Genomic DNA, 11,496 nt, shown 5'->3' on the forward strand with positions numbered 1-11,496 from the left:
CTCACCTTTCTAATTCAAATTCAAGTGTTTTTGCTTTTTTATTCATTGATTTTTCTTCTTTATCGAGTGCTTGTTTAATTCGTGGAGTAAGGGATTGAAATACAGCTTTATCTTCATTTAATAAAACATCATGGTAGTTTTTTTCTAGTAAGCTATATTTATCATTGTCTACAACATTGTTTTTCTCCATATGGTGTAAGGGATGAGCAAAATCATTTTTATTATAGATTGAACGCACAAAGTCAAAACTTTTTCCGTTAGGAATAGCAACCGTATAATCAACTTTTTCAGACTTTAATTCATCAAATTTCATATTGTTAACTTCGCCAAAATTCTTAAAAGAATCCATTTCTTGATGTATTAACATGACAGGTTCTTTTATAGGGGTTAAGCTATTTTGTTCATGAAATTTAGGAAAAGCTTCATATGCTTTATCTTTGTACAAACTAACCATATTCTTAGAAAAATCTTTTTGATTAACCATGTTCCCTTTTTCTAAAGAGTAAGGAACAAAATCTACTTCGATACCGTCAATACGGAGTGGCTCTTCATTTAACCCATTATGAATATCATCTTCTCTATAATTACCTTTGTACTCGACAATTACTTCTAAAGGTGTTTGTTTATCAATATCACTTTCTCCATTAACACGATCACCAATTACACCAATTTGAGTAATTTTAAAATCATCATCCACCCCTTCTCGTGTAGATTCTTTAATATGACCTTGAATAACACTTAATAATTCATTGTTAGGATAGTTTTCTAAACCAATTATTTTTTCCTTTTCTCGTACTTGTTCAAAATGGTTATCAATTGTATCAATAAATTCTTTTGCTGTATCTCTAACCTCATTCAGAAGTTTTTCCTTATCCTTTAATTCTTTTCCTTTTGTCCATCCTCCTAAATACGAAAGAGTAAATTCTTCGGTATCAATCCCATACTTTTTAGCAACTACATAAGAAACCATTTCGGCTTGAAATTCTCTTTCGGCTGTTGTTAATTCATCTCTAACGTCTGGTGTGTGAAGCTTTGCGTGAGCCAATTCATGAATTAAGGTTGTGACATTCTCATAATCTGTATTTCTAGGATTAAGAGCAATCTCTTTCAAATAAGGGTAAGCTGCCCCTTTTGCTGTTCCGAGTTCTTGACGAGGTTCATCAAGAATTTTAAAACCTACTTTATCAGCGACTTTATGAAGTGCTTCAAGCATTTCTTTGTTATTCTCAATTTCTCCATCTTGGTGATACTGCTTAAAGAGTTGAGATACTTCCAGTCCTTTTTCACGTGCATTTGTTTGAGTATACTCGAATACATGACCCACTTTAAAAAACAACTTCTTTTCTGTTTTTATATCCTTATTCTTGATCTTTTTCTTTTCTTCAGGAGTAGCATATCTTACTTGAACCATCTTTCCATTGCGTTGAAAATATTCAACAGGAGTGGGAACAAGTATTTTAATACCCTTCTCACCTTTCTTTACAGATACACCTTTATCCTTCCAAAATTTAAATGAACCAACAGCAGTAGCTCCCATAAATTGCTTATCAATCAGTGACATATTCCGCAACGAGTAATTATAAAAGTTGGACATAAAAGCCAAATGCTCTTTTAAAGCTTCTTCTGATACAAAATATGATTCAATTTTCTCTGTCATATCATTGGTTAAACCCTCTATTTCTTTCATCCGTTCTTCTTGAGTTTTACGCTTATATGCCATTTTCAAATCACCTTTCTAATTCAAATACTTGTTCTTTTTTCTTTTCATTAGATTTCTTATTCTGCAAATCCATGTTCCAATCTTTGAATTTCGGTGTGTGAGTTTCAACAGGTGACAAGTATTTTTCCCAACGTTCAGTAAATTCTTTTCCTGCTTTGTCATTATCAACTGCCAAAATTACTTTTTCAGCTTTGATATTTCTTGCCCTGCAATCAAGCATTAAATCTTTAATTGCTTTTACTGCTGTACGGTCTTTTAATCCACTCATTGATTGAAGTCTAATATCTGTTGGTCTATACAATTCATAGTAAGAAATTGCGTCAATTGGACTTTCAAATAAAGCTATTTTATTTGGTTTACCTACATCAACTCGAAAGCCACCATCCTCTTTACTGTTCGCTACAATTTGCTTAAAGTAACCCCGATTATTATTAATCGGAACAGTACCTTGACGATCCGCACCAATTATTTTTCCCTCTGAATCTTTCCATTTAAAAACACAGTTTTTTAATTTATCTTCCGCCAGATAATCATTTTTAATAAGAGAATTAACAACTCTTTCATCTATCATTCTTACTTTGGTTAAATACTGTTTTATATTTTGTTGGGTACTTGCTTCATAATGTTTAGGGTAAACGAATTTTTTCGCTTTATTTTTGTTTAGGTTTTTAGAAAAATCTCTTGAGATATTTAAGTTATTTACATCTCGTACAGCGTCTTGAAAAGACATTTCATAAAAAGTTCGAGCAAAACTTATTGCCCCATATCCACCTTCACCACGACTATTCCAAAACCATTTACCATTCTCATGAAATACTAATGAATCATGTTCGGCATGACGATAATACTTACCTTGTTTAACTACCCCTTCACCTTTCGAGTTTAAGTAATCCAAAACATGAACAGCACTAGCCTTTTCAATTTCTTCTCTACTCACTCGATCACCCACTTTTAAGTCACTCCTTTAGAATATTTTTAGAAAAATTATTCATCATCTTCTGGTAAATCGTCAGTTGCCCCTTCCAATTCTTCATTATCTAATTCTGGAAAAACTTCATACAAAACTTCTTCATCAACAGTCATTAGGAACTTATTGTTTTTACTATCATAAGGAACTAGATATACTCCTTCTGAAACAGCGTCAAAGATTGCTTGTTTATTTCCTTCATCCAACGGAACTACAACTTCAACATCATTTACCGTCACAAGTACATCATCCTCTCCAACTTCCTTTATTAAAGCCAGCGTATATTCTTTATTAAACATAGTCATATTACTATCTCCTTTTAAAATTAATTTTTAGAGTATTCCTTTTGATGTTTGCTATCCTTTTTCTGTTTTTGCAGCGAGATTTTTTCTTGAATCATTTTCTCTGTGTGAGTTAGAAATTCCGGTTTATAAATATCCGTAGTTGGGATTTGTTCTACATTTCTAATTTGCATAAATCCTTGAAGCAACTCAATAAGAATCTGTGTATTACGGTCAATATTATTTGTACCAAGACGAACTTTATTGATCTCCTTAGAAATACTTTGTTGCAATGCGACCTGAACAGAGCGTGAAACATTTTCGGTTACAGTATCAGTAATGTACTGTAAACTCCAATTCTGTTTACTTAATTCTTTGTGTTCTTTAATAATCCTTTCAAGTCCTTCTGTTTTATCACCTCTCGGTATTTCGTGGTCATCTGTATAAGATTGAATGTACTCCATAGCTTCATCACTCAATCGGAAACGATATTGCTTTCTTTCGGTCATATAACCCTCCCCCTATCGCTCATATTCTTGTTCACGTTGTAATTCCTCAAAGGCTCTTTGGTTCTTCAAACTCTGCAAATTATCCCTCATATAACGATTTAATACATACATAGAGTTATTCATTTCTCTACGAATATGAAAAGTATTAACAGCTTTATTTTTTCTGGGAACATGATTTTTCTTTTTATCAAATTCTTTCACTTCATTTAAGATTGCATTTCCCATTCTGGTGTACATATCCTTCATTTTGGTTTCTCTATAACGCTCTGCTTTAGAATTATTTCCATATGCCTTTTTATAAACTTCAACCTCCTTATCTAATTGCTTATTAAACTCCTGAAATTCTTTTTTGAAGTTTTTTTGAATATACATATCTGTCAGCTTGTCGATCTCTGGTCTTACATTAGAAATTGCATTCATGTTATATTTCCAAAGTCTTTTATCGTCTGGTAACATAGAATGAACTTTCTCAAATTGCTTTACCATATCACGATTAATAACTTTGTTTTTAATAGAAGTAATTTTGTTTTCTTTTTTGCTTTTCACTAAATCATTACGGATAAATTCGTTGAGTTTTTGATTTTCAAGGGAACGGTTCATAATTTTATTTACAACAGTTGATTTCATTTTGCTTATTGATTTGGGTGCTCTCTTTCCACGTTCTCTGAAATTATTTAGCTGAACTGTTGCAACATGAATATGAATATTATCTGTGTTGTAATGAATAGCACCAGTCCATACTGAACTATCCAATAGCTTTTCGTTTTTTAACATTTCATTTACAGATGAACGAGTAACATCTTTTAATTTTTTTTCATCAATACCTTTGTTATGAAGCACCCCCATTTCTTTTAACCAGTCATTATCGAATGAAATAACATCTTGCCAAAGAATACTTCCTTTCTCTTGTGATGTTTTAAATATTTCTTTATATTTTTCTTTTTCTTCAGGAGTTAATAAATCTTTTTCATTTGTAAATAATCCTGTTGATTTTTCTTCGTTACTCATATAATCCTGATAACTTTCATAATCATTTTTTTTACTATGAGTTTCTAATCTGTCCATGTAATTCAAGTAATTATTAAAAGAGGAATTTCCTTTTCCCTTCAATTGAAATTTCGATTTAATGACAACCGCAGGAGATTTATTCATCAAATATCAATTCCTTAAATGTTTCAACCACTTCACTCATGGTTTGGTTTGTTTTTTCTAGTAACGCTGTGTTTATTTCTAATTGTTTTTCGTATCGATCTATAATGTCACTATGCAAACCACTTATAGCAAAAGATTCTAAATGCCTTTTTAAATACTCTTGTCTCGATATGCCTTTTTCTCTTGCTAACTCGTCAATTTTTTGTACTGTTGCAGGTTCTAGATTTCGGATTTTAATTTCCATCTTTTCACCCCTTTTCTTTCATATATCAGTATTCTGTTATGTTAATTTTATTATACATCAGTATTCTGTTATTTTACAGCGTTTAGGGAAAATAGTTAGAAAGAGCATAAGGGAAAACTGCCCCCACTTCCAGTGTGGGATTAGGCAGAGCCTAATGTTTTCGTGGGTACAAAGTTTTTAATTTCAGGAACGCTAGAGTGACAGCTAAAAATAAAGTTTGTCACTCTAGCGTGACGGCTCTTTATATGCCTACATCACGTTTTTTCTGATTCATTCTTTCGATTTTTGAATCTAGATTGTATATATCCTGTTGCATGATTTCTATTTCTTCCTTATTGGTTTCAAGGTCACGTTCTAAACGATATATTTTATTATTAGTGTCCATTTGTTCTTCTGTGGTTTGATAAAGTAGATCTGATTTGAGCTCTTCAATTTCTGCATTTATTTCTTCATTTAAATTATTTACCTTCTCAATCTTCTTCTCAATTTCTTTCTTTTGTTGTTCTGTTTGTTCAATAATGCTATCTGTAACTCGCAATGTATAACCTTTGTCATCTAATTCTTCAATTGATTTTCTCTCCACTACTCTTTCATCTGTATAGATTGTTGAGACTGTCCGTTTATTCTCTTGATTTGATTCAGGTTCATCAAAAATATCACTCATGTTTCGTTCAGTTTTGTGTAATCTTATTGCGATTTGGTCGAAGTTTTTCGGTACATTATCAATTTCTAGAATAAAGATTTCATTATCTTTGAACACAACATTGACAGGTAATTCATTGTGTAAATTCGTTCTAGAAATGGCTGAAAATATCATTTCAGATGTATAATCCTGCATTCCATTTGTAACTAAAATTACTTCCATTTTGTCTTGCTCTTCATCATAAATCCAGCTATTAATTAAAAATTTTCCGTTAGACCTTAAATCAAATTCAGTGTTTAATTCAGATTGATTTATTGGAGAATCTTCTGCTAAAAATAGTTTTGATGTACCAAAGAAACCAAATCCAAAAACGAAAATTAACGCTACCGCAACATAAACTGTTGACATATTTAATGTTAAATTTTTACGTTTTTGTTTCTTCATTTAGATACCACCTTCATCATAATTAATGGATTCAATCTCGGAAACTTTAACTTGTTCTCCATCCAATATAAATTTCAGCTTTACAAACTTCTCAATTGTTTCTTCATATCCAGTAGAGAGAATTTCTTCATTCATTACATAATGAACAATTGCTTCATCAATATTTTCAGTATCTAAATAAACTGTGACACTTTCTACTTCTGCACTAATTGTTTGTTTAGCTTCATCTACTCCATCAGCCTGAAATAACGTATCAAATAAAGGGTCTGTCATATAATTTTTCGCTAATTTTTTCTTAGAAACATAGGTTTCTGGATTGCTGTCAAAAGCATATTCTATAAACCTATGTGCTGTATTAATTAAATCATTATCAACATTCGTTTGATTATTAGCATTGGAACCCTCTTCTTGTACTTCATCATTGTTTCCTTCTTTATTGGTGTTCGAATCACTCTTTTCAGGAGTACTTCTTTCTTCTTTATAATTGTTTATTTCTTGATTTTTTTGGTCAATTTCATTTTCTAGATGTTTTATTTGCTCAATTAAATTACTGTTGACTTCACTTCTGTTTCCAAAGCTATAAACATTTGCAGCTATAGAAAAAAGTAAAGCAATTGACAAGAGAACTATTGAAAATTTCTTCGTAAACAACATACTTTATTACCCTCCAAGTCCTAAAAATTGTGCAGGGTCCATTTGACCACCCCACATTTCAGTTTTAATTTCAAAGTGTAAATGCGAACCAAAAGACCTTCCTGTATTTCCACACATTCCGAGTTGACTTCCACCACTTACTTGTTGACCATTGGATACATCTATTCGATCTAAATGAGCATATGAACTGTAATCATAATCTCCATGTTGAACTGTCACGAGATTACCGTAACCATTTGACCAACCCGCATAAACAATTTTTCCATCTTTAATGGAATGAACAGAATTTGATTCGTTACATCTGAAATCTATTCCTTTATGAAACTCTGGGCCGAATCCTAGATCACGCCAGCCGAAAGATGAAGTCACATATAAATCTCTATCCAAAGGAGAATTTAAATCTCCATCAATTACTGGTGAATCAACTCCTAATGTAGGTAAATATCTCATGACAGCGTCAACATAACCTATATCTCCATAACAAGCTTGATGTTCAATCGCTTCAGGTCTGTGACACCTATAAATTCCTGTATGCTTCAATCTTTCGTACATCATTTGAGAAAAAGAAATGGCGAGTTCTTTTGAATAAGAACCGCCATTTTGCATAACATAGGTGATAAAACCTAATCCAAAGTTATAGCTTTGTAACGCTAAAGGAACGTCATAATTCGCTTGTTCTAAAACCTGTGTAAAATAATAAACTCCTTGTTCTATCGACAATTGAGGGTCAGTAATACAACCTATATATCCACAATAGGATTCACTTGCCTGCATTGGGTCGTTACCCCTTCCACCCGATTCCTGCATCATTAAAGCTAATAACAACTCTGTATACTGACTTAAATTGTACTTACTTAATTCATCAAACACCGCACCTTTATATTGAGCCACTTCCGGAGATACCCTTGCACTACCTGGTATGGTTGGATTATTAAATTGTGATTCATCTGTTGTTCCTCCACCTATTGTAGCGATAATACCTGAAATAAATACGACAAGAATAATAATTGCTAGAAGAATACCTCCAATTATTAATTGAATCTTCAATGTAGCTAAATTCAGTTTCTTTAATACTACTCTTGTCGCCATTGCTTTTGCGGTATTAACCGCAACATTTCTTCCGTTTGACATTACGCCCCACCACCAAATATGTTTAATTCAGCTTTAGATACGTCAACTTCAAACACTAGGTTTTTTAAACCAGAGATACATAGAACCACCTTTCCTGTTTCAAGACTAGGAATTATTCTTACTTCCGATTCTGTTAATTGTCCGTCAAATACTGATTGAATTGTTGGCATAGATTCAGCGTCTTGTTCTCCAATGAATTTATATTGGGTTAATTGAAATAGCTTTTTTACATTTTCGGCATTTTCACTATTTGAACCAGAAGGTACAAAATCGGAAATTACATGAGATACGAAGAAAATACCTCCAAAATACTTTCTTGCTTCACGCATAAAACGTTCCAAATAAAGTACCGCAGGTTGGGAAATATCTCTTGTATTTATTAAATGGTGAGCTTCATCAATTACAATTAAAAAACGAGTAGCGTCTCCAAATTCTAACTGTCCTTTATTAAAAGCATTAAATTGATTTGAACCGTTAACGATCATCCCATCCCAAAGCATGTTCATGATGTTAAAAACTTGTGCTTGATAAATTTCAGCTTTTAAGTTGGTTAAATTTCGAAGTGGAAATGATACAACAAGTTCGTCATCAAAGCTATCAATAGAAGAAACGCCATTAAAAATATTACCGTAGTTTTCAACCAAGTTTTTCAAAGACAATTCGATATCTGCTAAACGAATTTCCCTTTCTCTTCCTAAGTTTTCATGACGTTTCCGATTTTCAAAGTCGGAATATAATTCCCTTCTAACTAAATCCAGCAAGTCGGAGAAAATAGGATATTCATTCGCTTTGTATTTTGTAATTTCAATTACTTCATCTGGATTATTCGACCACATTCCTTTTTCCACGTATAGCTGCCTTAACAAAGATTCAAATTCTGTGGCTTCATTTCTATCTGATGAAGGGTTTATATAATTGTAGAAAACATTCATTTTAGATAAGTGCTGTGTAAACGATAATACTTCATTTGTAGAACCATCATCATTTGTGACCGTCTTAAACACTTGCAAGGGATTTATAATTCCTTGTGAGCCATCCAATGCAATTTGTTTACCGTTCAGGGCGTGAACAACTGGTGCAAATTCTCCTGTCACATCTAAAATCCTAACCTTATGACCTTTAATGGCATTATCTACTACCGTCTTTTTTAGTAAAGTTGATTTACCAGAACCCATCTTTCCAATCATTAAAGCATTATAGAATTTGCGGTTTTTATCTCTATGGAACAAATCAAAAATGACACTTCCGTTTGTGTCGGTTGTGCCATAATAAGTTCCATATTCATCACTTAAAAATGTGTAGTGGAATGGATATCCACCTGCAAGTGTAGTAGAAGGTATTTCTTTGCCTTTTCTTTTATTTGCATAATCCAATTGGTTAGAATAGCTTGTGAACAGACTTTCCCATTCCCATTCTTGTTCATTCAGGAACACCGAACCTCTAAAGTTATAACTCTCCAATTCTTCTAATACATTTTTTACGTTGATCTCCAATTCTTCAAGCGTTTTCCCTTTGACATAGGCTCTAAGGTGAACACGCTTCATGATTTCTCCTTTTGTGATTTGATTGTATAGTTCATCCAATTCTACATAACTATCACGAGCATTTATTCTGTCAACGTTATCCTTTGCATTTACAAATCTGGTGTCCTGTTCAGCCATTGACTTATTTATATCTTCGATTATTTGACGCTTGTTTGCAGTAGCTACATCAAGTGTGACAATAGCATTTTCAATACTCATTAGTTGTTCAAGCCAAAAATCTGTTACGAGTGATTGATATTTATATACATGCACACATGACATATATCCATCACCTAAACGAACGTAATTCGCATTAAAATTAACTCCACCTTGTGGTTGAATTTGTGAAACAAGGAAAGGATTATACCCTTTCTCCGCCTTAATTTCTTCATCGGATTTCCCTTTAAATACATTAGTTAAAACACTAAGCATAATCTAAATCTCTCCTTTTAATCAATTTTTGGTTTCGAGTTTATGTTTGAAAGTTGATACAAAACATTGAGTTTTTTATCCAAATCAAGTTCGATTATTGGATTACTTTGTCCAAAAAGTTTTTTAAATTGAGATTTACGTTCAAGAAGGTTTTTTATACTGTCAGCATACAGGTAGAAAAAGTATTCCTTATTTGTTCTGTTTTCTTCTATAAATTCAATTTCCGCAAGTTTTTTCTCTAAAAACGGGATATATGCGGGCTCTTTACACTTTCGAATATTACGTATGATATTATTCTTTTGCAGTTCCAAGTTAACTGGTGTATGCAATGGAACAAGTTTAATATCTGGAATATAGGCTTGAAATAAATAAGCTAAAGAAAAAATGTCGTTATCCTTATCACTTTCATTTAAAGAGTATATATCTTTACTTGTCACTTGAACTATTTCCATATATTCGCCATTTCTCATTTCGAAAAAGTCATACTCAACAATATCAATGATCGGTACAATATCCGCAAAAGAAGAAATAATCTTTTTGCGTTTTTCCCTTTTCTCTTTTAGAGAAACGATATTACTTTCATCCAAAACAGCACTTGTGGTGTTCTTCGCACTTTTTCTTTTCTTATACTTCCGTTCGTCAATCAATGCCATAATTAATCCTCCACTCCTTCATAATCAATCGCACTATACGAATCTTTTTTTCTAATAATTGCATATAGAATAGCGTGATACATTCTTTTCTGTGGGTTAGTTGACGGTCTGATTATCATGAACAGACCGAAGATTGCTAGAAAAATAGTGAAAGCCCATGAAAGTGATGAATGGATGAATGGTGAAGCGATTCTATGAAATATCAAAAGACCAATAATGAAAAGTAAGTCATATAGATAAAGCATTTTGTTGATTTTTAATTCGGTTGATATTTCATTCGGGATTCTATAACTTCTCATTTCAATTCACTCCTTTTATTAAGAAAATAAAGAAGGTCGCTGCTAGAGCGACCATTCTTCCTTATCTTCTTTTATGACGTTTCATCTTCTCAACGATACTGTCATTTGTATTCATTGAATAGTTCTTAGGGCGTTTCCGTTCATGTACATGAGGTCTGTGACCGCCTGATGAACTACCTGAACGGGTTGTAGAGGTTGTTGTATTTCCTCTAACTTCCTGAACATTGTTTGAATACTCCGTATCAGTGGTTACTGTTGAATTAGTTGATACATTCGTTTTCTCCGTTGTATGAGAACCACTTGTATTTCTTGTTGCACCTGAACCACTTGCAGGTGTTGTAGGAGTACCACCTGTTGATTGGCTTCCTCCTGTTCGTGTTGATGTGGTTGTTGTATTTCCTGCAACTTCTTGAATATTATTTGCGATCTCGGTATCTCGACGAACAGTTGCATTATCGGTTACCCTAGTTGTTTCTGTCGCACCAGAACTACTTGTAGTTTGTGCATTGTTTGTTCCTGTTGGTGATGTTACTCCTGATGTTGGAGTTGGTACGTTACCACCTGTATTAGCTGTTGAACCTGTCGTACTTCCTTGAACAACATCTTGAACAGTTGTAACATCAGAATCTTGACGAACAGTTGCATTATCGGTTACTTTAGTTGTTTCTGTCGCACCAGAACTACTTGTAGTTTGTGCATTATTTGTTCCTGTTGGTGATGTTACTCCTGATGTTGGAGTTGGTACGTTACCACCTGTATTAGCTGTTGAACCTGTCACACTTCCTTGAACAACATCTTGAACACCAGTAACATCAGAATCTTGACGAACAGTTGCGTTATCAGA

12 protein-coding genes and 1 pseudogene are annotated in these 11,496 nt (G+C 32.9%); all 13 read right to left on the reverse strand.

Translation table 11 applies throughout. The annotated features are described in order from the left end of the window. Position 1: 1 nt before the first annotated feature. Positions 2-1,720 (reverse strand): ArdC-like ssDNA-binding domain-containing protein, encoded by a 1,719-nt coding sequence (locus ACPYKA_RS03080; protein WP_479540942.1) that lies wholly within the window; start codon positions 1,718-1,720, stop codon positions 2-4. Positions 1,721-1,727: 7 nt separating this feature from the next. Then, the gene (locus ACPYKA_RS03085; RefSeq protein WP_479540943.1) at positions 1,728-2,669 is read right to left on the reverse strand and encodes a DUF3991 domain-containing protein; all 942 of its coding nucleotides are present in this window, start codon (positions 2,667-2,669) and stop codon (positions 1,728-1,730) included. Positions 2,670-2,704: 35 nt separating this feature from the next. Further along, complete coding sequence (locus ACPYKA_RS03090; RefSeq protein WP_479540944.1) at positions 2,705-2,992, reverse strand: hypothetical protein; 288 nt, start codon at positions 2,990-2,992, stop codon at positions 2,705-2,707. A 20-nt stretch (positions 2,993-3,012) separates the two neighbouring features. Beyond that, entirely contained in the window at positions 3,013-3,477 is a 465-nt protein-coding gene (locus ACPYKA_RS03095) for a hypothetical protein (RefSeq protein ID WP_479540945.1), read from the reverse strand. 12 nt (positions 3,478-3,489) lie between these two features. Then, positions 3,490-4,629: a MobP2 family relaxase gene (mobP2, locus tag ACPYKA_RS03100; RefSeq protein WP_479540946.1), complete on the reverse strand. Its 1,140-nt coding sequence runs from the start codon at positions 4,627-4,629 to the stop codon at positions 3,490-3,492. Further along, complete coding sequence (locus ACPYKA_RS03105) at positions 4,622-4,873, reverse strand: hypothetical protein (protein WP_479540947.1); 252 nt, start codon at positions 4,871-4,873, stop codon at positions 4,622-4,624. The genes mobP2 and ACPYKA_RS03105 overlap by 8 nt, the downstream gene beginning before the upstream one ends. A gap of 241 nt (positions 4,874-5,114) precedes the next feature. Further along, positions 5,115-5,960: a hypothetical protein gene (locus tag ACPYKA_RS03110; protein WP_479540948.1), complete on the reverse strand. Its 846-nt coding sequence runs from the start codon at positions 5,958-5,960 to the stop codon at positions 5,115-5,117. Beyond that, positions 5,961-6,614, reverse strand: a complete 654-nt coding sequence (locus tag ACPYKA_RS03115; RefSeq protein WP_479540949.1) for a hypothetical protein — start codon at positions 6,612-6,614, stop codon at positions 5,961-5,963. A gap of 6 nt (positions 6,615-6,620) precedes the next feature. Further along, complete coding sequence (locus ACPYKA_RS03120) at positions 6,621-7,745, reverse strand: lysozyme family protein (RefSeq protein ID WP_479540950.1); 1,125 nt, start codon at positions 7,743-7,745, stop codon at positions 6,621-6,623. After that, positions 7,745-9,700 (reverse strand): VirB4 family type IV secretion system protein, encoded by a 1,956-nt coding sequence (locus tag ACPYKA_RS03125; protein WP_479540951.1) that lies wholly within the window; start codon positions 9,698-9,700, stop codon positions 7,745-7,747. Before ACPYKA_RS03125 ends, ACPYKA_RS03120 begins: the two co-directional genes overlap by 1 nt. A gap of 17 nt (positions 9,701-9,717) precedes the next feature. Then, complete coding sequence (locus ACPYKA_RS03130) at positions 9,718-10,353, reverse strand: hypothetical protein (RefSeq protein ID WP_479540952.1); 636 nt, start codon at positions 10,351-10,353, stop codon at positions 9,718-9,720. A 2-nt stretch (positions 10,354-10,355) separates the two neighbouring features. Next, on the reverse strand, positions 10,356-10,652 hold the full coding sequence (locus ACPYKA_RS03135) for a DUF5592 family protein (protein ID WP_479540953.1): 297 nt from the start codon (positions 10,650-10,652) through the stop codon (positions 10,356-10,358). 61 nt (positions 10,653-10,713) lie between these two features. After that, a pseudogene (locus ACPYKA_RS03140) lies at positions 10,714-11,496 on the reverse strand (hypothetical protein); the annotation flags it as partial.

Source organism: Pseudogracilibacillus amylolyticus (SeqCode), assembly GCF_051918545.1.
In the GTDB taxonomy this organism is placed as follows: Bacteria; Bacillota; Bacilli; order Bacillales; family Amphibacillaceae; genus Pseudogracilibacillus.

What these genes read in the sequence shown, in the direction of transcription:
- ACPYKA_RS03095 (WP_479540945.1), bottom strand. Translation starts at nt 3,477, where the DNA reads ATGACCGAAAGAAAGCAATATCGTTTCCGATTGAGTGATGAAGCTATG.
- ACPYKA_RS03090 (WP_479540944.1), bottom strand. Translation starts at nt 2,992, where the DNA reads ATGACTATGTTTAATAAAGAATATACGCTGGCTTTAATAAAGGAAGTT.
- ACPYKA_RS03080 (WP_479540942.1), bottom strand. Translation starts at nt 1,720, where the DNA reads ATGGCATATAAGCGTAAAACTCAAGAAGAACGGATGAAAGAAATAGAG.
- ACPYKA_RS03135 (WP_479540953.1), bottom strand. Translation starts at nt 10,652, where the DNA reads ATGAGAAGTTATAGAATCCCGAATGAAATATCAACCGAATTAAAAATC.
- ACPYKA_RS03115 (WP_479540949.1), bottom strand. Translation starts at nt 6,614, where the DNA reads ATGTTGTTTACGAAGAAATTTTCAATAGTTCTCTTGTCAATTGCTTTA.
- ACPYKA_RS03110 (WP_479540948.1), bottom strand. Translation starts at nt 5,960, where the DNA reads ATGAAGAAACAAAAACGTAAAAATTTAACATTAAATATGTCAACAGTT.
- mobP2 (WP_479540946.1), bottom strand. Translation starts at nt 4,629, where the DNA reads ATGAATAAATCTCCTGCGGTTGTCATTAAATCGAAATTTCAATTGAAG.
- ACPYKA_RS03105 (WP_479540947.1), bottom strand. Translation starts at nt 4,873, where the DNA reads ATGGAAATTAAAATCCGAAATCTAGAACCTGCAACAGTACAAAAAATT.
- ACPYKA_RS03125 (WP_479540951.1), bottom strand. Translation starts at nt 9,700, where the DNA reads ATGCTTAGTGTTTTAACTAATGTATTTAAAGGGAAATCCGATGAAGAA.
- ACPYKA_RS03120 (WP_479540950.1), bottom strand. Translation starts at nt 7,745, where the DNA reads ATGTCAAACGGAAGAAATGTTGCGGTTAATACCGCAAAAGCAATGGCG.
- ACPYKA_RS03130 (WP_479540952.1), bottom strand. Translation starts at nt 10,353, where the DNA reads ATGGCATTGATTGACGAACGGAAGTATAAGAAAAGAAAAAGTGCGAAG.